Here is a 22,778-nt window from a genome sequence, read left to right on the forward strand (position 1 = left end):
ATCACCGTCAACCGAACGGTGGGGGCCCCGACTGGTGGGTCTGGTCCTTGAAGCGTCCGGGAGTGCTGAACACCGAGTCCACCGAAGTGCGACTCGACGACCCGGCGGAGCTGGAGATGCTGCACGCACTTCCGCGGCGGATCGCCGAACTGCGCTCGTCCAGGGCCGGCCACGCGGCGATCGAGGAGGCCGTGCGGGCCCGGGGGGAGTGGATCGCGCGGACCGGACTGTCCCGCATGACGGAACATCTCAAGGCCCTGGGCCCGGTCGTCGTGCACCTTCAACTGCCCACCGGCCTGAGGGATTTCGAGGCGCTTCCATGGGAGATGGCGCTGGTCGACGGCGTGCCGCTCGTGCAGCACGGCGTGATGTTCGTGCGGGGCGTGCTCGGCTCCGGGTCCGGCACCGGCCGGGCGGCCGATCCGCGCGACCTGCCGTCGCATCTGCGCATGCTGGCACTGTTCAGCCTGCCGCAGACCACCACGCCGGTTGACCTCGGTGCCCATCGTGCCGACCTGCGTGCGCGCCTGCTCGATCTGTCGGCCGGCGGACGCGACAGCGGCACACCCCTGGAACTGCGCACCCGGCAGTTCGGAGTGAGCCGGGACACGCTGCGGTCCATGCTCCGCGAGCCGGCGGGCTGGGACGTCATTCACATCGTCGCTCATGGCCTCCCGGGGGGCCTGTGCCTGGAGCGACGGGACGGCACGACAGACCGAGTGAGCACGCGCGATCTGGTCGAACTGCTCGGGCAGGGGCGGGGCCGCACCCGCCTGGTGTTCCTCTCCGCCTGCTGGTCCGGAGGCCAGGAACCGGATCTCTCGGACGCCGTCGACGAGGAACCCGCGCCGGAGCGGGCCTCCGCGCTCACCTCCCTGGCGTCGGCCGTCGCCGAGGAGCTCGGGTGCGCGGTCGTCGCGATGCGCTTTCCGGTGGGCAACGACTTCGCCCGCATCTTCGCCGTTCGCCTGTACACCCACCTCTTCCGGTCCTCCCACACGCTGCCGCAGGCGCTGCGCAACACACTGGCGGAGACCCTGGCCGACCCCGAACTCCCCGAGCGGCGCTACCCATTGCTCTGTGCGGCCACGCCCATGCTCTACGGCGCCGCTGCCTTGACACAGTCCCTGCCCGACCGCCCCATGAGAAGCGTTCCCCCGCGCGGCCCGCGAAGCAACGGCGTCGGGGCGCTGCCCGACCGGCCGCGTTCCTTCGTGGGGCGGCTGCGGGAGATGATGCGGTTGAGCAGCGCGCTCGCCCCCGAGAGCGGTGTGCGCGGCGCGGTCGTGCACGGCGTGACGGGGATGGGTGCGACGACCTGCGCGGCGCTGCTGGCCCACGATCACCGCGAGGCGTTCGACGTCATTGTGTGGCATCCCCGACCCGCCTCACCGGAGGCGGTCGCTCCCTCCATCGGTGACCCCTTCGCCGACCTGCTGCGCCGCATCGTCGTTCAGGTTCCCGAACTTGCCCGCGCCTACCGTGAGTTGCCCTGGCCCGAATGGATCGGCAGGGCGGCCGCCCTACGGCTTCTCCTCGTGCTGGACGCTGCCGATCGGGCCGTCGGCCAGGACCCGCGCTTCGCCGACCTCGTCCAACGGTTCGCCGAGGAGGACGGCCCCGGCAGAATCCTGTTGACGTCCCGCGCCGAGTTGCCCGCCCTCGCCTCCTGTCTGCCCCGCACCGAGCTGCCCCCGCTGGACGACGACGAGATGTGGCAGATCCTGCGTACCCTGCCCCGGCTGGGGGCGTTGTCGCGCGTGCGCCGGACCTCGGTGACCGCCGCCAGGGTCGTGCGCCGGGCCGCTGGCAGGCCCGATCGGCTGCTGGATGCGGAGCGCAGGGCCAGGACCGTGGAGACCCTCGAAGAGTGGCTGCGCGATCAATGACCCCTAATTCGTAGCGGTATTCGAATTCGATGCCCATTGAGATCCCGAATCCACATCGGAGTCAAGGCCGGGTGATATTTCTTCACTGCTTCCGGGTACACGCGGCCCGTATGGGTCTACGCTGCTCTGCACTGGCATATGCGCAGGGTTTTTTGGGGGGGACGGGGAACGTGTCGGGGGATTACGACGCCTTACTGGAAGTCCTGGACTTCAGCAAGGACAAGAACGGTCCGCGTTGGCGTTGGCGGATCACACGAGGCAACCGCGCGGGTGAACAGTGGGTGGCAGATGTCGATCTGACGGCCGGCGCGAGTGCGGAGAACGCCAAGAACTACGGCTTCCTCGGCGACCCGCACGAGTTCATGTGGCGCGCCCGGCTCGGCGCTTCGGGGGAGGCCAATACCCTGCGCTGGCTGGGTGACTGGCTGCGGACCTCCGTGCTCACGCAGGAGATCTGGGACAGGCTGCCCGCGAGGCCGTCGACGGTGCTGGTCCGGCTGAACGCGGATGGCCCGGAACGCGAGATACTCGGCTATCCGCTTGTCCTGGCAGCCGACAAGACAGGCTCCCTCGCCGAGCGTAAACTGGTGTTCGTCCACGACGTGGCGCCGGCCCGCTCGCACGGCGACGAGGAGGCCCGTCGGGCACGAGCGGACGCCCCGCTCCATCTGGTCGGGGTCTTCAATCGCACCAAGGCCGGTGAACCACTGGACCTGCACGCCGAACAGTCACAGGTCTTCGGCAAGGTGCGTCACATCGCCGCCGTTGGCAGCGGCAGAGACATCACGAGACGCACCCTCTCGTACCACGTGACACACGACCAGCTCAAGGCGCACCTGCAAAGCGCCAAGCGCCCCGACCGACAAGGGGATCCGGGCCAGTGGCAGATGATCCTGCATCTGGCCGACCGCGGTGCTCCCGGGAGCTGGTCGGCGGTCGACGACTCCCGCCCGGGCGCGGTGCCCGGTGCGAAGTCGCCGTTGAGCGCCTCGGAACTCGTCGACATGCTGCAGACGGGGGACAACGACCAGCGCCTGCGACTCGCGGTGATCACCACCCGACCCGCCAAAAGCCCGTCCCTCGCGGACCAGCTCGAGATGTTCCGCATCCCCTCGCACCTCGCAACGGAGCCCTCGAAGGCGGTCAGTCCCGAACCGGACGCCGATGGGCTGGCCCTCGAACTGGCCCGGCGACTGGGCTGCGCGGTGCTGGCCTTCCGGCACGGGATCGCAGACCAGGCGGCCGTCGCCGTCATGGTGAAGGTGTACGAGCACTTGCTCGCTCACAGGCTGCCCCTGCCGCGGGCTGTGGGTGTGGCCATCGCCGAATGCAAGGCGCAGAAGCTGCTGACGGACCTCGACGTCGTCGCGCCCGTCATCTACGGCGCAGACGCCTGCGGGCTGGTGATCGACCCTCCGTCGCTCCCGACGCCCGACGAGCCGACGCAGCAGCAGCCTCCACCGAGCCTCATCGGGCACCACGATCCCATGTGGACGGCCAGCGCGATCTTCGCCCGGCTCGGTGGCACCCACGCCAACGGCGCCGTCCTGCACGGCATGGCCGGTGTGGGCAAGACCACCTGCGCCGACGAACTGATCGGTCAGTACGCCCACTGCTACCGCGAGGTCGTGAGATATCCGCTCCCGGACAGACCGATGGACGACAGCCCGTCGGCTGCTCTGAAGGGCTTCGTCGCCGCCCTGCTGAAGCTGCCGGCTCTGCAGCAGGCGTTCGAGAAGCGGAGGGAGCGCATCCCGGCGCCGTCGGAGCTGGAGGAATTCCTCGCGAACGCCGACGCCTTCGAACGCCTCTGCGAGGACATCGACGAGCGTCTGACGACCAGCGACACGGCCTACGTCCTGGTCTGCCTCTCGGACATCGGGAACCTGATCGTGCAGCGCCCGCAAGACCTGCGGACGCTCTCCTCGAACGGACACGGCCCCTCGGCTCAGAGCCCCTGGCGGGACGAGCGGTGGGAGCGGTTGATCAATGCCATGACCGCGCACCATGCCCGCGGGTTCCGCCTGCTGATCACCAGCCCGGCCCCGCTCCACCTCGACCAGCGGCGTCTGCCCGACGTTCCCGTACCCCTGCTGGCACCCGCCGAGGCATTCCTGTACGCCCAGAGTCTTCCCGGCCTCGCAGGTGTCATCGCCGACGCCGCTCGGGACGTGTCCGGTGAGGACGGTCGCAGGATCGTGCACCATGTGCTGGCGCGGGCCGAGGGGCATCCGGGGCTGCTCCGCTTCGCCAGTGACGTGGCCGCAAAGCCGGACGGCCGGAGACGACTGCGACGCCTCGCGATGGCGGACAGCCACGAGCTGGGGCGGGATTCCTCGGAACAGATCCCCGAAGCCTGGCAGAAGATCGAGAAGTGGGCGGAGGGCGTGCTGAACTGCATTCCGCGTGGCGACCCTCGGCATCTGCTGCTCCTCGTCCTGTCGGAGCTCAGCGCCCGGCATCGTGTGCTGCCCCCGGACGACGACTCCGTGCCGGGGCTGCTCGCCGAGGTCTGGGCAGGTCTGCGCGTCCATCGGCACCGCCTGTGGGGCGGAGCACGGGATCCGGAACCCCTCCCGAAAGAGGCGCCGCCCGCCATCGGTGAGCGGGAGGAACTCCGGGAGCTGTTGGACGCGTTGGGCCGTGCGTGTCTGATCGACTGCCTGGAACTGCCCGAGGGTAAACGCATCAGGATCCGCATGCAGCCGGCGGTCGGAGAAGCAGTGCGGCGGCACCACGCGACCTGGCTCGACGGCGACGGCTCACTGCGCGCCGACGTGGACCGGATCGCCATACGGCACACCGCGGGGCGGGTGGAGGATGCCCTTCGGCACCGAACGCACGGCAGAACGGCCGACGTCCAGCGGCTCATACCCGAAGCCATGCCCTACTTGGAGCGCGCGGGTGCCTGGGAGGCGTGGCTTCCCCTCGTGGCCATTCGTATGACCCGGTCGCGTGGAGGGCGCCGCGGCCTGGACGGCATGGTGCGCAAACTCGAGCGGGTCACCGCTGACATAAGGGACAAGGGTTCGGACCAGTACAAGATGGCCGAGCGGCTCGGCAGGGTGTTCAAGGCTCTGGGCGAGGGCGATCGGCCCGGACTCTCCGCGCTTCTCGGGAACGGCCCCAGCGATGCCGTCGTGGACAACTCGCCGCTGGCCATGGCCATGGGCGTCGGCATCCTCAGTGGGCTGCGGGACACCGGCCGACTGGCTGTGGCGCGAGAAGTGGGCAACGACTACCTCAGATTCGTCGCGGTCGGCACCAGGGCCACCCTCGTGGCCAGTGCCGTCGAGGTCGAACTCCTGCGGGTGATGGTCGACCAGGGGGAGCTGACCGAGGCTCAGGGCCGCATCGAACTCGCCTTCGAGGCGATTGCCGACGTGCGCTTCCGTGACGCCGTCCACACCGACTGGGCCGACGGGGAGATCCTGCGCAAGAAGCTGTTCACCATACGGCGCGACAGTCATGTCCTGCTGGCCCAGGCCGTGAAGGACGACGCCGCGCGCGCTCGTCATCTGCAGCTGGCCCGCGCAGACCACGAACGCCTCGGACAGTACCTGGCGCTGGAGGGACCGGACGAGATCGAAGAGCATCTGCATGCCGTGGAGGGATGTCTGCTGGGGGTGGACCGCCGACTGGAGGGAACACAGCACGACTTGGAGTTGTACGACCGCCAGTTGCGGGACTGTCCGCGAGAGGCCGAGCGCTCCGGAGATGTCGTCGTGCAGGCCATGACCGACTCGGCGCGTGCCCGGATCAAACGCGAACTGGCCCGCCGGGCACCCGATCGAGGCGGGGAATGGGTGGGGCACGGGGCCATGATGCAGGCCCGGGAGTACGAACTGAAGGCTCTGCGGCTGCTCTACGCCCAGGGCACGCCGATGGACATCGGTGCCTGCCACCGACGCGTCGGAGATGACCAACTCGCATGTCAGCACGAGCGCTTGAGGAACAGCACACCGGTCCACCAGATGTACGCGGCGTTGCTCGGCAGGCTCACCGGAGCGCATGTGCTGAAGGAGCGGCCCTCGGATCGTGAGGCCTGGCGGCGATTCCGCTCGCAGGGCACGGAGCTTCCGGACAGCGTGCAGGACCTGTGCGAACGCATCCGGGCCGACGTTTTCACAGAGGGCCGGGAGCAGGGGTCCGGCGCGATGGATCCGGAAAACGTTCTTCGCAAACTCGTGGATGACGACTCCGAGTTGACGGAGGCTTTCCGGGGAATGTCAGCGGATTCATAGGCTCCACCGATAAAGTGCGCGGACTATGGGGGGTGGGGGAATGGCGCACGTCGTCCACCTGAGGATCAGGACGGCCGGAGAGTTCTCTCCGGCGACCTACGCCGTCGAAGCGACGTTCATCAAGGGGAACACCGTTGTAGAGAAAACACTGGAGATCGAAGTGCCACTGGGACTGACGGATCCGGACGGCCCCCCGGCCCTGTGGCATTCACTGTGGTCGCTGGTGGCCGACGACATCAGGGACGGGGACGACCTCGGCGTGGTGGTCCTGCGTCTGCACGAGCCGGAACTGCGGGCCCTGGACTGGGAACGCCTTGCCCGGGACGGTGAAACGGACGACGGATCCGGTTCGCCCGTGGTGCTGCGCACCGCCGTCGGCCCCGGCAGTTTTCACAGAGGCGAGCGGTTGTCGTTCGGTGATCTACCGGTGCGGGTACTGGTAGTGGGGGTGGATTCCCACGTGGGACGGGGGGCGGCGAGCGACCCTCCGTGGCACGAGGATGTCGCTGTGCATGCCGCGGTTCATGCGCGGGCCGAACGGTGGGAGGTCGACGTGCTCCCGGAGCCAGTCAGCCACAGCGTCCTTTCCACAACCCTGAAGGTCAGTAAGCCGCATGTGCTCCACCTGGCGGGGAGCACCGCCCGCAGGCTGTTCGAAGAGGCATCGTCGGCACCGGACGTACTCAACCTGTCCTCCGTCCGGCTCGTCGTCTCCAGCTGCCACGAGCCCCCGGACGAGGCGCGGCGGCTGCTCGAGCCCTATGTTCAGGCCGATGCCCTGCACCCGGTGCTCGCCGCCGTGTCCCTGACCTCCGGACCGGAACCGGATCCCGAGCACGACCTGTGCGAGTCGCTGACCACGCTCTACGGCGAACTGATCGCGGGCAGCAGCCTTGACGCCGCGGTCCGGTCCGTCACCGACGCCGACCCGGCGATGTCCGCCGCCGTCACCGTCAACTGCCTCCCGGAACGGGTGTTACCGAAGCCTTCGCAACCCCTCCCGCCCTCGGCCTTCGACCTGTACGAACCTCTGGAGAGGGCCACGGACCGGGTCGGTCAGCGCAGGACGGCGCTCGAGCAGTTGGAGTCGGGAGCCGGCGTCAAACGACTGATCGTGCTGTCCGGCGGCGCACAGGACGCCCGGATGGGCGCCACCTGGTTCCTGCTCTCCACGGTTCGCGCCTGGGAGGAGCGGCCGGGTCGCCGGGCCCTCTACCTGGACTTCGAGCGCCGCCGCAGCACCAATCCGCTCAGGCCGGCCGAGAGGCCGCCACAGGGCGGCGACATCGTGCTGGAGACGGTGGCCCTGCTGACCAGCAGCCTGCGCAGGCACAGCGAACGCCACGGCGGCTGGGACATCGACGACGATCTCACCGCCCTTGAGGAGCAGATCGCCCGGGAGAGCCTGAACGTCCTGCAGGACGGCGGCTACCGCACCGAGAACAGTGCCGTCCGGCACCCGCTCGTCGGCGCTGCCGTGGAACTGCTCGTCAAAGCCGCCCGGCCCAACACACACCTCGTACTGGCACTCGACCACTTCGTGGAGAACAACGAGGTGAGCTCTGCTGCGGCTCACTACCTGGTGAACGAGCTGTTCAATCCTGTGCTGCACAGCCGCAGTGCCGTCACCGTCGTGGCGACCGCCAAGAACCTGCACGACCGCCAGACCGCGGACCGGCTCGCGGGGTTCGTCGCCGAGCGGCACCACATCACCCTCCAGCGCTGGTCCGCCCACCATGGAGGTCCCCTGCTGCGCGAGCTCGGCACCCGCCTGGGGTACGACTGGCACGGCATGCCCGAGTGGCGGGAGCTGGTGAGAGAGAAACTCGACTCGATTGCGGAAGACTTCGGACCGCAGTTCCTCGAAGAGGTCTACGACGCAGCCCTGACCCGGATCGGCTGAGAGAGGGGGCGAATGGCGAATGGAACGGACAGCACGCGTGCCAGCTGCCGGGATCGACGAGTACGAAAAGGCGTTTCGATACTTCAAGGACTCGCGAGAACGCAAGCCCGAGCGTTACGACGTCCTGAAACGCTGCAGCCTGATGACGTGCATCAACGAGCCCGTCTTCGCCGTCGCCGCCGAGGGACTGCAGCAGTACTCCTTCAAGGACCTGGAACGCGTACTGGTCTCGTATCCCGCCGAAGCAGGCTGGTACCAGCTCAACAGTATGATCCGCAAGGGTGCCTGGGCCGCCTGGTGGCTCGATCCCCAGGAGATCGCCGCGGAGGACGGGCTGCCCGCCCGGATGGCCGAAACGGCGGAACGGGTCGCCGCCCATCTGAGCGGCACCGACGGTGACACCGCACTGGTGGAGCGGCTACGGCTGCTGGTGCTCGCGGGGCGCCATCACGAGGCGGGCAGAGAGTTCGACAAGTGGTACCCGGCTTTCGAGAACGTGGCCGACTTCGCCGTGTGCCGGAGGCTGGCGGAAGCCGTGGCGCCGGACGATCTGCTGCGGTTCGCCGAGCACGCGCTCCCTTGGGACCTGCTGGAGCGCCGCACCCGCGCGGAGCGCAGGCTGGAGATGAGCAGGGGCCTGCACGAGTTCTTCGAGCAGACCCGGCACTACGTCTCCCGCCGTGATGTGGAGGGCATCCTGGAATCGGCGGTTCATGGCACCGAACCTCCGCCTCCCGGCATCATCCAGGACGGCATCCCGCCCGGGCCGCCCCGCGTGATCCATATGCACGCCCACGGCGGCATGGGCAAGAGCACTCAACTCGCCTGGCTGGTGGCGAGGTACGGCATTCAGCAGGAACCGCCGGTGCTCTCCGCCGTCCTCGACGCGCAGTCGATGGTGACCGAGCGCCTGCTCGCCTTGCCGGAGCTGCTGCTGATCAAGGCGGCCGACCAGTTCCTGAAACAGGCCCAGGTCCTGACACCCGGGTACCGGCACCACGAACTCGACCGGCTCCTCGGGAAGTACGGGCATCGAAGCCGCGAGCTGGACCGAGAGTTCGACGCACCGGGCAGCACACCGCTCCAGCGGTGGAATCCCGATCCTCTGCCGAAGAGCGTGCTCACCGAATTCGCCGACACCCTGCACACCATCGCGCGCGCTCCCGTACTGCTCTGCCTGGACACGACGGACGAGCTGCTGCAGGCGCCCGAGGACGAACTGGCCCCGCTGCTGCGGATGCTGCACGACCTCGTCCACCAGGTCGACCGGATGCGTGTGGTGCTGTCGGGCCGGTCCGACGTCACCGAGAGGGCCGTCTTCCGGGAGTGCTTCAGCGACGTGCCGTGGCGGAGCCTCGGTCTCAAGCCGTTCACCGCCAAGGAGGCGGGGACCTATCTGAGGCTGCGGGGGATCGACCGCGAGCAGGCGGCGCGGATAGTTGCCGCGTGCGAACAGGACATCGAGGGCTCACCGGCCTTCACGCCACTCGTTCTCGCACTGCTGGCCGGCTCGCCCGACGAACTGCCCAGCGCGGGCGACTCGCTCTATCTCTTCGTCGTCGACCGTGAACTGGACCACATCAAGGACAAGTACACCCGCAACGCCCTCAAGTACTGTGCGGTTGCCCGTCATCCCACGTACGACTACTTCGTGAAGGTTCTCGTCCCCCTGTTGTCCGTCGGCGGCACCGGCCTCACGGGCGCACTGGCGGAAGAACCCGAGGATCCCAAAGAGCTGTGGGACCGGCTGATCGGTTATGCCAGGCGATCCGCGTGGATCAAGGGCCAGGACACTCGTCTGGACGTGCACGTCAATGTGCGGCGTGAACTGCGCAGGCGCATGCGCTCCGACGAGGAGTCGGCGTGGCGCCAGTTCCACCGGGATGCTGCCGGGCGCTGTGGAGAGCTCGCCCGGCAGGCCGGGAGCGCCGAGGAATCCGCAGGCTGGGTCGCCGAGCAGGTGTACCACGAACTGCACTCGGCGGTGGACCGGCACAGCGACCACGAGGAATTCCTGAACGGCGTCGCGGAGACCTGGCACCGTCAGGTCGCTCTGGCCTGGCGGCGGGGCGACTTCGCCGGCGTGATCGACCTGGCCGACCGGTTGCTCAGCGCAGACCTGGAGAGCGCGGAGAACGCGGAGAACGAAGGGGAAGGCCTCGGCGAGCCCGACCCACGAGTGATGTCGCCGCAGCTCTGGTACGACATCGCACTCGAACGAGCGTACGGCGAACTGCATGCAGTGCTGTACGGCGGCAGGCCCGGCTGGTTCGATGTGGACCGCTATCTGAAGCTGACGCGTCGCCGCGCCGAGATGACCTCACCGGGCCGGCCGCCGGTCCGGCAGGACCGGTTGCGCGCGGACGTCGTCCAGGCGGCGCTGTGGCTGCACGACGGACTGCGTGAGGGGCTGGACCCGGTGCGCGAGGCGAACGCGCTGTTGAGCGATGTCCTCCAGACCTATCAGACGGACGAGAGCCCCTCGGAGCACCACCTCCGGGACCTGTGGGTGGCCGACGCCCAATTGCTGCTGGCGAGTTGCCGCGTAAGGATCGGACGGACACAGGAACGCGCCGATGTCGGCCACGCCGAGGCCGACCGGGCGTTCGTCGAGATGTTCGACGCGGCCGTGTCGCATGCGCCCCCCCAGGCCCGGCTCATGTCCCGCTACGCGATGCAGGACTGGGAGTTGGCCGACCGCCCCGACCTGGTGCGGGCCTGGCAACGGCGGCTCGAGGCGATCTCGGCACCCACGGACGACTGGACGCAACTGGCGGCCGCCGCGGCGCAGTTGGGCTCGGGGCTGCCATTGCAGGACGACTGGTACGCGCGTTCCGGCTTCAGCCGCGAGGCGTTACGGGCGGACCTGCTGACGGCCCGCTCGCACCTGCTGGTCGGTGAACCCCACTTGGCCGAGCGACTGCTGCAACAGGTCACCCTGCCCGCCGTATCCGGGCAAATGGAACCGGAGTTGGCATTCGAAACGCTGATGATCCTGGCCAGGGCCGAAGCGCAGATGCTCGAACTCGAGCAGGCCGACACCTATGCGCACATGGCCATGGGACGTGCCTCCGACGACGAGCGGCGGCTGGCTGTGATGGCGTTGGGGGCCGCGACGGCACTGTCCTCGGCAGGCGACCTCGGACGAGCGGATCAATGGATCGCCCGGGCCCGGCCGCTGCGCGAGGAGTCCCGCGGCGCGGCGGGCACGGCGATGTTCGGCGCCGAGTGCGCCCTGCTGCACCGTTGGGGGCGGCTCGGGGACGCCGAGGAGTTGTTGCGCCGCTGGGCCGACGAGTTGTGCTTCCGCCGCAAGGACACCGGACGGCACGGATCGCCGCCCACCGCGGCCGAATGGCTCTCGTTCGGCCTGCACGCGCTGGTGTGCGGACCGGTCGGCGACGTGAAGAAGCACCTTGCGGCCATCAACACGGCGCTGGAGTCCATCCCCGGGACGAACCGTCGTCTCATGCTCCTCGCCGAGCAGGCACGTCTGTACGCGACCATCCCTGATGCGGCGGTGCTCACCGACAAGCCGCGCATCGACGCGGTCGAACAACTGCTGGCCAGGCAGCGTTCCGTACCGGGTGAACACGCGCCGGCGGCCGGGCTGCGGGCCCTGTGGGCCGCGGAAGTGCGCACCCTGCTGCTCGGTGGGGGCCCCAGGACGGTCGCCGAGATGCGCACCGCCGCGCAGCGACTGGGCCGGGACAACGGCCGGCTGCATCTCACCTGGCTGCGACTGCACCGCCTGCTGCCCCCGGACGCGGAGCTCGTGCCCGAACCGTTGCCGCTCGCCAAGGCCCACGACCAGGCCCAGCGGCTGGTCCTGCGTGCCGCCGACCTGCTGGCCCGCGCACATCACGATGCCCGCAGGCGGCGCCGCCGGGCAGCGGAGGAAGCCGCCGGACTCCTCGGCAGCCTCGCCACGGACGACACCACCGTGCCCACCGCATGGCATCTGCTCGCCGCCAGGGACGGCGCCGACGTCGGTATGCCGGCGGATGCACTGGCGGAACTGCTGCACACACCCCTGCTGGAGGAGGCGCGCCGCCGGAACCTGCAGTTCGCACTGCGCCGACTCGGCCGGTACGAGGGCGGGCTGCCCACCGGAAAGGCCGACGAGTCGTGGCGCAGAGCCTGGGCCGCCTATCAGCGAGAGGCGCGCGGAGGAGTGCCCGCGCATCTGCGGCAGGCCGTCCGGGCGGCCGCCGAGGAACGGCCCGTCACCCAGGTCGTGGTGGACGTCCAGGGCAACGCCGTCGGCACCGCACCGCGGCCCGACTCGTCTCCCACGGTGGATCCGAGCCCGTCCGGAGGAGCGCTCGTCTGGCGGGCGACAGAGGACTTCCTGCTCTCCCCGACACCACTCGGTGTGGCGGGCGACAGGCCCGTGGACGTCATCCTGCTGCACGGCGAGATGCGGCCCTACGACCAGGGAGCTGCTCTGCGGCTGCCGGGCAGCGCCCGCTCCATCCGTCCCGAGGACGTGGACCGGGCCGTGCGCACCCTGTGCGACGAGCGCCGGCAACCACCACCGCTGGTGGTGCTGGACGTACTGCCGCAGGAAGCGGCCGACGGCAGCGAGTCGCAACTGCGCGACCTGTTCGCCTTCCAGTTGCACCTGCTCGGTTACGTTCCCGCCGTGCTGGCTTCCGGTCCCGTGGCCGTGGACCCGGACGACACATGGCGCCGGACGGCCCTGTCCCAGGCCGTCCGCTTCGGCCGCACCGCCCATCAGATTGCCGAGCGGCTCCAGCAGTTCGCGGCGCGGCACGGCGACGAGGCGCGCTTCGGGCCCCGTATCAGGCTGCTGACCCACATCCCGGAGGAGGAGACCTTCGGCATCGGCCTGCTGTGACGGTACCGGAATCCCGGTGATCAGGGCCGGTTGACCGCCGCCAGCATGAGCACCAGGACGACCAGAGGGACGGCGACAATGATGGCGACGGCGACGGAGACAGCCATGAACAGCCGCCGGATGTCGTCGGCCGTCCCCTCCGGCCTCGCCCGATGGCCGGCGTCGGCGCCCGCTCGGGGTGTGCGTTCCGCGGTGCCGACGCGGCGGCCGCCCGGCAGCCAGCCCGTCAGCCTCACCCTGCCGCGAGCCCTGGGCGGCCGGTTGGGCATGGGCGGTGCCTTCCGCTCCGAGAATTCGGACAGCGCATCCAACTGCAGGGCCCGGGGGATCGCCCATCGACCCATCACCACGAAGAAGACGGGGTGGATGGAAAGGCACTTGTGCTCGTACAGCTCGAACATCCGCAGTACGACGGGTCGCAGCGGGTCGGGGAGAGCGGGGTCGGAATGTTCCCGCAGAAATACGGCCCAGGCGAGCGCCGGTCCCTTCCACAGGAGGGCGTCGCGGACCAGCAGATCGAACAGGTGCTGTGCATCGTGGGTGAACGTCGGTTGCCAGGACTCCGCGTGCGGGCGGTCGTCCACCAGGCCGAGCCGGAGGCGGAGCGCCGTCAGACAGGCGATCTCCCTCTCCGACTCGCTCCACCGGTCGACGCTGTTGTGCAGCTCGAACAACAGATCCTGGGCCTCTTGAGCGGTGCGTGGCTGGAGCAGCCGCTCGACGAGAGCCGCTGCCTCACGATCCCGGCTCTCGGCTTCCGGGGACCGCAGCGCGGAGTCTTCGGCGCCCTGCCCGGGTGACAACGGCTCGGTTGCCGGGTCGACGGTGGGCACGGAGGTCTCCTCGGCCTCCGGTGCCTGGACACCCGGCGTCCGGACGTCGTGGGCTTCCTGGTGCTCCGCGAGCCCTTCCAACTCCTCGGCGCCTTCGATGACGTACTCCGCAGGCGATGGTGTGACCGGCGGGCCGGCCGTCAGTTCCTTGTACGGCGTCATACCGGCATGCACGGTCAGGATGCTGCAGAGCGTCTCGGCCCGCTCGGTCGGTGCCATCGAGTACCAGCGCTGCTCGCGGCACAGGGCCTCCAGCCCGTCCAGGCCGTAGTCCTGATAGCGGGCGACCAGCATCGAGGCCGCTTCGTGAGCCGGACCGTCGGGCGCGGGCTGTCCGCCCAGGCGCCGACGCCCGTAGTTGTGACTGCCCGGCCGGGGCCATTCCGGCATGACGATGAGGCGGTAGCTCTTGGACTCCACGGACTCCAGCGTCGAGAAGGTCCAGCGACCGGGGACCAGCGGCGAGAGCATGTCCACCAGGCCGAGGAGGACCGCACGGGGGTTGTCACCGACCTCGGAGACGGCGATCGAGAACCTGCGCTCCGGATCGGTGAGCACCCAGGTCGTGAGATGACGCAGAGCCTCCGCGAGCGCCGGTGCGCGGCTCTCCTCCCGGAGGCGGGCCGCGCCCTGCCGGCCCCGTCGGTCCAGCTCGCCAGGGTCGATACGCCCCAGCCGCTGTCCGAGCCGCACCTGTGTGACCTCATCCCCCAGAGGCCAGTCCGCGTGGTCGAGTCCGAGGGCGACTTGGGGGGTGAACTGACCCCGGGCACTGATCAGGGCCTGGCTGCGCAGGTTGCCGCGGAACAGGGTGTCGAGTGCGACGACACGGCGCACGATCAGGTCCTGGTCCGACGGAAGGCCTTCGTACGCGAGCGAGTCCGCGGTGGCGGAGTCGCCGGGAGGCCGCAGGATGGGCTCGGCGAGTTTGAAGAGGCTGACCTCCTCCGACATGAGGTAGGAGGAGGCAACCGGGCCGAAGCCGGTGTTGCGGGCGGGGTTGTCCGGGTCGTAGGCGCAAATGACCTGATGGACCTCGGCGTTCGAGACGGGCACGTTTGTCACACCTCTCTGAGCCGGGGAGCGGGCACATGCGCGTGCAGCAGACCCCACATCTGGAACACGGAGAGCAGCGGCCCGAGCACGCGGCGGGGGCGGATGCCGCCGGCGAAGGCGGTCGCGGAGGCGGCGGATCCTGAGCTGCCGTTGGCGGACGGCAGTACGGCCGGGGACATTCCGGTGGCGGACACGAAGTGCAGGGTGCAGCGACGGCACTCCATGAACGGACGTAGCCACGGCGTGGCTTGATGATGCGTCAGGAAGGCATAGACGTCCTGACTCTCCCGGAAGACCTCCGAGGGCTCCGGAGCGGCCTTGGGCCGGCTCTCCTCACGCAGCCAGTGGTCGATGGGCGGTTCAAAGCGCAGCACGTCGCACTTGTTCAGCACGATCGCCGTCGGCACATTGCACAGGCCGTCCTCACGCGGCAGCCGGTCCAGTACGGCCGTGAAGGTCGGGTCGGCCGTCCCCGCCGACTGCGGAGGCACACCGGCGACCTCCCGGGCCAGCGTGAGCTGCCTCAGCCGCAGCGCCCTGAGCGCGTCGACGACGAAGATCAGCGCGTCCACGCCGAGGAGGAACTCGGTGACCGTTCCGGGCAGATGCAGGGACTCTCCGGCGATGTCGAAGAACGCCACCGGTCTGGTCTCGCCGTTGACCGTGATCAGCAGGGCGTCGGTGAACTCGACGAAGTCCGTGGGCCGGGTGGCCGGCAGGACCCGTCCCGCCTCCAGCTGGTTGACGGCCCGGGCCAGGAAGGCGTGGTGCTGGGACGTGTTGACCGAGCGACTGCGGATACCCAGAGAGTCCAGGCCCCCGCGGCCGATCTCGGCCATCATCGCCGCCAGCAGATGCGTCTTTCCGGTACCGGACTGGCCGACGAAGGCGATGGTGAGCGGCCTGCCGAACATGAGGTACGGCACGGGCAGGAAGTGCGGCTGGGCCTTGTCATTGGGGCACTTGAGGAAGGCGCGGTTCAACTGGTCCTGCCGCCGCATGCTGTTGGGCTCCGATCCCGGGTCCCACGGCGCGAGATCATTGGTGCGGGGGTCGGGGAGGAACAGCTGCCGTTCGTCGAACTGCAGATCCTGCAGGCAACTCGGGCAGCGTACCCGCTGCCGCGGTCGCTCGTCGGGGAGTACCTGATCCACTATCTGCCTTCTCCCGTTCTGCGGCCGCTCGTTCCCCAGCGCCCCGGTCCGGGGCGCGGTCGTCGCCGTCCCCAGCCGCTGCCGTACTGCTCTTTCACGTCACCGCTCCCGCCGGTACTGGGGTCAGGAACTGCGGTTTGTGTCGGTTCGGGCTCCTCGGCCGGGGGAGCCGCCGGCCAGGCCGACGGACCCTTGTCGGCAAGAAGTTCGACGAATCGGCGGCGGCCCTCGAGGAGGGGGTCCGAGGGACGGCCCAGGGCGTCCCAGGGATCCGACGCGGCGATGCGTCGCAGCATCGTCCTGGCGTCCGGCCGCTGGTCGGCGCGCTCGGCGAACACGTCCTTGAGCAGGTCGTCGCGTACCGGTCCGGCGATCGGCGGCATGCGGTTGCCCGTCGGCTCACGGGAGTGGGCGACGAAGTACACCAGCTGCCCCGCGCTCCAGATGTCGTCGCGGTGGTCGTTGTTGCCTGTTCCCGCGTGCTGTTCGGGCGAGACCCAGGGCTGGGACCCGATCCGCTGTCTGGGGCGGCCCACGCGGTCGGCGGTGCTGAAGTCGGTCACCTGAACCCGGGCACCGTCCCAGCGCACCGTCGCCGGTCCGATCGACCGGTGCACCAGCCCTGCCCGCTCCAGCAGGCGCAGGGCCCGGAACAGGCTGCTCTCGAACTTCTTCTGCTCCGCGGACAGCATCAGTCCGCCGGCCCGCTCGGCGAGGGTCCGTGCGTCGCGTGGCGGGTCCAGCAGCAGGAAGGGCTGCTCCACCTCGATGGCGTACCCGGCCAGCCTGGTGAACTCCGGGGGATAGCTGACCTCCTGGAACGTCCGGATCAGCGTCAGTCCGGCCCGGATCTCCGCCTCCAGGGCGTCGATGCTCTCCGCGCGCGTGGTGTACGCGGGCAGCAGACGCCGCTGCAGGAAGAGCCGTCCGTCCTCCAGCCGCAGGGTGCGTGTGCGGAACCCGGAGCCCGATGTGGGCTGTTCGTCGACTCCGTACTCCAGCACCCGGACCCGTTCGGGCATGCCGGCGGAGTCGACGAAGGACAAGGTCTCGTTCATCCCGTCACGCTCCGGGCTTCCTTGCGTTCCAATCCTGTCGTGCCTTTCCGTGTCACCCTGCCTCGCCCGGCGCACGAGAGGCCGACGGGGGAGGGGTGGCGTCCCTTGACGACGTGGTGCCCACATCGGCCTCTTCCGGCCACACGGGCCGCACGGCCCCTGTCGTCAGGGGTACGAGCCTCAGCAGACCGGCGAACCTGCCGGACGCCGTCCAGACGATCTCGGGCATGCCCACCATGACCGGCGAGCTGTGCGCGGCCCAGTCACCGCTCTGTGGAGCCCCGTCCCCACGGCCCCGGCCGCCGTGCCCCTTCTCGGCACCCGAGGAACTCACCACGGCCTTCCAGAAGGCTCCCTGCATCGCCTGCGGCACAAAGCCGAAGCTGCGCGCCGAACCCGGGGCCCGGTCGAGCATGCGGAGCTGGTCCGGGGAGCACAACTGGAGAGCGTCGCTGCGGCTGTCCGGCAGCAGGACGTCGACGATGCGGTGCAGGTCGACCCCGACCAGCGTTGCCGGATCCGGCCGGCCCGCCGACGCGGAGGCGAACGGGGGTGCGGGTGTGGTGCCGGCCCGCGCCAGCTGCTGCTGGTACCCGTGCATCAGCTCGTCCGTGCGGGAGACCACGGGCAGCGAAGCGGCGCTGGCCGGGTCCCGGAGCACCACCTCCCAGTACGGGGCGAGGACCTCGGCCACGAGGTCGCAGACGTCGCCCGCAAGGGTGGTCTGCAAGGTCTGGCCGGCTTGTCCGACGTACTCCACGGCGAACGTGGTCCCTCCGCGTCCGCCGGCGGGCCCGCTCCGTCCGCCGCGTGGGCCGGAGTCCCAGGCCGGTCGTGCGCGGCGGCCCAGCTGTTCGGCGAACTCCGCCAGTGTGTCGCAGACGGATTGCACCAGATGGGCCAGCGCCTTGGCCTGGTCGGAGGCCCCGGCTCGGGCGTCGGCCAGCAGCCAGTGCTGCAGAACGCCCTGGTCGAGGACGTCACCGAGCCGGTCGACGGCCTCGCCGGCTGCTGCCAGGCCGGCGTCGGTCCGCCACTGCCGCACGGCGGTGACCCACAGCGAACGGGCGGACAGCGCCGCGGCCAGCAGAGCCAGAACGATCAGCGGGGCACCCGTCCAGACGGGAACACCGACCGAGCGCAGCCCCAGCCCCGCCCCGCCGCCGGCCAGCCAGGAGACGGCCAGCGCCCCGGCTGTGGCGGGTGGCACCCTGCCGGGTGAGCCCGCCGCACGGACCGAGCCGACCGCGAGAAGCACCAGGACGATCACCGTTCCCCACACGCCCAGCGGACTCAGCCCCGCCAGCAGCGCGGCGGCGGCCGCCCACAGGGACGGCGGCACGAGGTCGGTGCCGATGGGCGGCGGCGGTGGTTCTCGCAGCGTGTCGAGCAGGTCGTCCGGGCAGAGGCGGTGAAGCCGGTCGAGCTGGGCGGCGCTGCCGGTGGGCACGGTGCGTCCGGCGAAGTCGCGCAGCCAGTCCACGATCTCGGGCAGCGGCCGGCGCCGGTGCAGTCGCTGGGCGACCTGCCGCCGCAGTTCGGCGCCCACTTCGTCCGGGCGGGTGCCGGGCACGGGCGGCAGCTGGATGCCCATCTGCGCGAGGTGGTCACGACCGTCCGCGTTGAGGCCGGCCCTCCCGTCGGCCCACTCAAACGTCTGCTCGATGGCGTCCCGGTAGTCGGCCAGGCAGTGCCCGGTCTCGCGCACGGACTGCACCGCGTCTAAGGCCGGTTCGCTCATCATCAGCAGGCCCCGCCAGCCCGCCAGTACGTCCAGGGCGTCGTTTGCCTCACCGAGCCGTTCGACACTGCGCCAGTGGGCCTGCCGGAGAAGGCTGCTCTCGGGCAGACAGTCCTCCACGGAGAGGTCTTCGGGCTGGACGTGGCCGGCCAGGACGTCCAGGGCCCCGCCCGGAGCGAGCCCGGTGCGCAGATCGTCCGAGGGTGACACGCAGCTGTCCAGCGCCTGCAACTGGGCACGCATCAGGTCCTCTTCGGGCACTTCGTGCACCAGCAGCCGCAGTGCGGGGCTGGCGACCGCCGACGGCAGTTCGCCCAGTGCCGCCACGGTCTCGTCGAAGACCTCGGCCACCCGCAGCAGGTCGATCAGCGGTTCCAGGCCGGTGATGTCGTCGGCTGCGCTGTCGCTGTCCGTCAACGCGAGCGAACGCGCCTGACCGGGTCGCCAGCCGATGCCCCGTACGTCCCCGATCCACAGCGTCGCGGCCACCGGGGGCCGCAGCTGGGAGGGCAGGCTGAGCACCCGCTCGTCCGGCCCCGGCAGCGGTCCCACCGCGAGACACAGCAAGGACGAGACCAAGGGGTTGGAACACAGTCGTTCGTACGCCGCGTGATGCCGCAGCAATGAGGTGACGGTGTCGATGACCAGGACGCGCGAGACGTCCGCCGACCGCACGTGCGCGTCACGCATCGCGTCGCGGAAGCGTTCGACCAGTGCCTGGGGGTCCATCACCTCGGCCAGTTCGTGGCGCAGATCGATACAGACGACGAGCTGGTCGTCGGTGGAGCCGATCACTGTCGCTCTCCCCGGGGGTCCTTGGTCAGTTCGGCACCGGCGCTGAAGCGCCGGTCGTGCACGGGGGACTGGTAGTGACCGGGGGCGGCCTGGAACGACTGGTCGAGTGTGCGCAGGGTCCAGCCGGACATCCGGTGCGCCCGTGGGAAGGGCAGGTCGAGAGCGCCCGGCAGGGTCTCGTTCCAGAACGCGGTCAGATCGGCATGCCCGGCCGGCCGTTGCCCGTCCGTCCGGTGGGCCAACTGCTCCAGCAGCCCGCCCTGTTGCGGGGCCACCTCGTGCACCAGCGTGTGGAACATGCCGTGGGGCGGGATCGGCGACATCTCCAGGCCGATCGGGGTGGTCTGCATCAACTGTTCGCAGAAGGCGTTGCGGATGCCGCCGCTGTCCTCGGCCAGAGTCCATGCTTCGTACGCCCGCAGCAGGTTGCCCCAGCTGGACAGCCCGCCGCCGGGCGCGTCGAGCGGGCAGACCATGGCGGCGGAGTCCCGGTCCTGCAGACCGATGCGGATCCGGAGCGGACTCATGACGTCGCCGAACACCTGGACCTGGTTGTTCCACATGGCGCACAGCAGCCGATGCAGGATGTGCCGCCGGTCGGACTCGGTGCCCATCAGGAAGTCGTAGCCGTAGCCGAGCCGTTGACGCCATCTCAGATGGTCGCCCGGCTGTTCCGTCGCGAGGGCCTCGGCCCACAGTGTCAGTGTCTCGCGGACCTCCGGCACCTCGGTGAGACTCATCGAACTGCGGAACAGCACCACGGTGATGGATTCGGTGGACACCGGCCGGAACTCGATCTCCCGTGCGCTGTCCCGGGGCAGCCGCATCTCGCGTTCCAGGAACCTGCGCACATGTGCGTCCGAGGACGTCGCCGGATACACGATGAGGACCTTCAGCCGCCCGGTGCCCTCCGGCGAGAAGCCGACCGGCAGCAGTGAGGCCAGCTTGTGCCGGCACTGCTCCAGGGCGTCGTCGCCGACCGGCCCACCGCCTCCGGTCGCGGCTTCGGCCAGCAGCGTGCCCAGCCGTGGCAGCAGCGGGCGTTCCTCCCGGTCACCGGGCTCCACGAAGAGCCGCTTGATCCGGTGCTGGAGCTGATCCTTGATCATGTGCACCGCGCGGCGGGGATCGGCCCGTGCCTCGCCGAAGGCGGTCCGCCACTGCTCGGGGCTCACCAGGCGCCCCATCAGGGCGCGTTCGTCGTCGGTCTCACGCAGTCCCTCGGCCAGGAGAAGGCGCCGTACCACTGCTTCGTAGAACGACGTCAGGTCGGCTTGTGCGGGGAGCAGGTACGAGACGCCGGTGCGCGGGCGGTAGAGGTGGCGGGTGCGCTGGCTGAAGGAGGCGTGTTCCTCGTCGGCCTGTTCCCGGAAGGACGTGACCAGGGCGTTGAGCTCCGACTTGACGCCGGCCAGCGTACGGTCCCAGCGGCCCGCGTGGTCGGCCCAGTGACGGTGCCAGGTGCGCCGGGACTCCCACTCGTACCAGGTGTCCTGCTGCTGCAGAACTGCGGCCACTTCCGGGTCGGTCCACTTGGCCTTGACCAGGCCGCCCATACGGTCCCGGATGCCCTGTGGCTGCGGAGTACCGGTGGTCAGCCCGGGTGGTCGCTCGGGCTCACGGCGGCGGTTCTCCAGCAACCCGGCGAAGCCGACCCGTTCCAGGCGGTCCTTGGCACCGGGGTCACCGAGGACCAGGTGGTGGATCTCCGTGACGTCGCATCGGCCCAGCAGCTGCCGCACGCCCCTCACCGGATCGAAGACCGCGGCCAACTCGGCGACCTGCTGGCGGAGTTGGCGGTCGAGATCGCCCAGAGCATCCTCCATGGCGAGCTGGCGGGTCGCCAGCGCGTCGAGGATGGCCCGGGCGCCGGTGGCGGGGCGCGGTTCGTTGAAGGGCAGACTGGTCCGGCTCCAGAGGCGGTCGATGTTCGAGGCGGTGAAGAACTCGCGGATGAGTTCTCGCCCCGGGCCCTCCGGCGGGCGGGGCGCGGCGTCCTGCTGGCGCAGCGCCGTGGCCTGCAGCCGGGAGGCGAGGAGCTCGGCCAGCTCGTCGACCGGCACGGTCATGGAGGCCACCAGACTCGTGGACACACCGCGGTGGCCGATGCCGGTGGGGGCCACCGCGGCCCGCTCCACGTTGGTGTTGATGAACGAGTCGGCGAAGGACTGGTAGAGATGGTCGCTGTCGTGCGTCCGTCCGTCGTCGTCGCCCAGTTCGGTGCCGAGCAGCGACATCATCAGCGAGACGACGCTGCGGTGCAGGTCTTCGCGCTCGATGCCGGATGTGCGGCTGAACAGGAAGGCGGTCTGCGCGGTGGACGGGCGCAGTCGCACCGCCAGCCCGCCCGGATACTCCAGCCGGAGCTGGCCCTGAGTGCCCACGTCGTCCAGGTTGTCCTCTGCCTCGGGCGCGTTCTGGTCGTCCACCAGGCGGAACAGATCTACCAGCGAGCGGCCGGCGTTGAGCCGTGCGGCCCGGCCGCCGCCGCGCCCGTCGTCGAATGCGGAGGGCATGAGAACCAGTGGGTAGATCTTCACTCGGTAGTGGGCCTCCTCGAAGGCCTGTCCAATGAGGTGCAGATAGTCGTAGAAGATGCCCGAGCCGGTGCCACCCGCCACCGAGAACGCCACGAACACGTCGCAGCTGTCGGCCAGTGTGCCGCCGAGCGACGTCAGGTCGCCGCCGGACTTGCTGATCATCGAGATCGCATCACGCAGCGGGCCCATCGCCGCGCCGAGACCGCTGCGGAACGTCTCGAACATGGCCGCCCGGCCCACGGTGGGCAGCTGCCCGGCGCCCCGGATCAGCGGTGCGATCCGCGGTTCGCCGGTGCGCGGCGGCAACCAGGTGCACATCGGCCCGGGCAGATTGGTCCGCAGGCTGCGGGCCACCTCGGGATAGGAGTCGAACCGCGGCAGCAGGCCGAAGGTGGCGTGCGAGGTCCTGCTGTACGCCGCCTTGAGCGGACCCTCCGCACGCATGTGCGGCAGACGGTTCAGCTCGGCCTCGTTCAGGTCGGCGTACACGAACTGCAGGCAGTCCGGCAGCTGGTACGGCAGCAGCTGCCGTCCTCGGAGTACGGACAGCAGGGCGGTGCCGTCCGGTCCGCACAGTGCTTCCCGGAGCCGGTTCTCCAGTTCGGCACCGATGAGGCACCCGCTGCCCCCGAGGCCGACGAAGAGCATCGGCTGATAGATCTTCACTGGGCTTCACCTCGTGGGGACGTGGCGCAGGCGCGCGG

The 22,778-nt window shown here is 69.9% G+C and carries 9 protein-coding genes; 4 read left to right on the forward strand and 5 right to left on the reverse strand.

The window, feature by feature from the left end:
* Positions 1-62 precede the first annotated feature (62 nt).
* The 4 genes from F7R91_RS19995 to F7R91_RS20010 all read left to right on the forward strand — a co-directional run bounded on the left by F7R91_RS19995 (position 63) and on the right by F7R91_RS20010 (position 12,897).
* On the forward strand, positions 63-1,889 hold the full coding sequence (locus tag F7R91_RS19995; RefSeq protein ID WP_150950434.1) for a CHAT domain-containing protein: 1,827 nt from the start codon (positions 63-65) through the stop codon (positions 1,887-1,889).
* A gap of 281 nt (positions 1,890-2,170) precedes the next feature.
* Positions 2,171-6,133 carry a hypothetical protein gene (locus tag F7R91_RS20000; protein ID WP_150950435.1) on the forward strand — a complete coding sequence of 1,321 codons (3,963 nt, stop codon included), beginning with the start codon at positions 2,171-2,173 and terminating at the stop codon, positions 6,131-6,133.
* A 40-nt stretch (positions 6,134-6,173) separates the two neighbouring features.
* Entirely contained in the window at positions 6,174-8,036 is a 1,863-nt protein-coding gene (locus F7R91_RS20005; RefSeq protein WP_150950436.1) for a hypothetical protein, read from the forward strand.
* Positions 8,037-8,073: 37 nt separating this feature from the next.
* Positions 8,074-12,897 carry a hypothetical protein gene (locus F7R91_RS20010; RefSeq protein WP_150950437.1) on the forward strand — a complete coding sequence of 1,608 codons (4,824 nt, stop codon included), beginning with the start codon at positions 8,074-8,076 and terminating at the stop codon, positions 12,895-12,897.
* Positions 12,898-12,917: 20 nt separating this feature from the next.
* Here the strand turns inward: F7R91_RS20010 and F7R91_RS20015 are convergent, their stop codons facing one another.
* From F7R91_RS20015 to F7R91_RS20035, 5 genes are read right to left on the reverse strand one after another with little or no spacing between them, the layout of a single operon-like run.
* Positions 12,918-14,786 carry a hypothetical protein gene (locus tag F7R91_RS20015; protein ID WP_150950438.1) on the reverse strand — a complete coding sequence of 623 codons (1,869 nt, stop codon included), beginning with the start codon at positions 14,784-14,786 and terminating at the stop codon, positions 12,918-12,920.
* Between the two features lie 5 nt (positions 14,787-14,791).
* Positions 14,792-15,940, reverse strand: a complete 1,149-nt coding sequence (locus tag F7R91_RS20020; protein ID WP_150950439.1) for a TRAFAC clade GTPase domain-containing protein — start codon at positions 15,938-15,940, stop codon at positions 14,792-14,794.
* Positions 15,940-16,998 carry a serine/threonine-protein kinase gene (locus F7R91_RS20025; RefSeq protein WP_191971557.1) on the reverse strand — a complete coding sequence of 353 codons (1,059 nt, stop codon included), beginning with the start codon at positions 16,996-16,998 and terminating at the stop codon, positions 15,940-15,942. The genes F7R91_RS20020 and F7R91_RS20025 overlap by 1 nt, the downstream gene beginning before the upstream one ends.
* Before the next feature lie 52 nt (positions 16,999-17,050).
* Positions 17,051-19,534 carry a hypothetical protein gene (locus tag F7R91_RS20030; protein ID WP_150950441.1) on the reverse strand — a complete coding sequence of 828 codons (2,484 nt, stop codon included), beginning with the start codon at positions 19,532-19,534 and terminating at the stop codon, positions 17,051-17,053.
* Entirely contained in the window at positions 19,531-22,740 is a 3,210-nt protein-coding gene (locus F7R91_RS20035; RefSeq protein ID WP_150950442.1) for a tubulin-like doman-containing protein, read from the reverse strand. Before F7R91_RS20035 ends, F7R91_RS20030 begins: the two co-directional genes overlap by 4 nt.
* Positions 22,741-22,778 lie beyond the last annotated feature (38 nt).

The organism is Streptomyces luteolifulvus, assembly GCF_008806595.1.
GTDB lineage: Bacteria > Actinomycetota > Actinomycetes > Streptomycetales > Streptomycetaceae > Streptomyces > Streptomyces luteolifulvus.

Excerpts from the sequence above, each read along its gene's own strand:
- F7R91_RS20005 (WP_150950436.1), top strand. The coding sequence starts at position 6,174 with ATGGCGCACGTCGTCCACCTGAGGATCAGGACGGCCGGAGAGTTCTCT.
- F7R91_RS20025 (WP_191971557.1), bottom strand. The coding sequence starts at position 16,998 with ATGAACGAGACCTTGTCCTTCGTCGACTCCGCCGGCATGCCCGAACGG.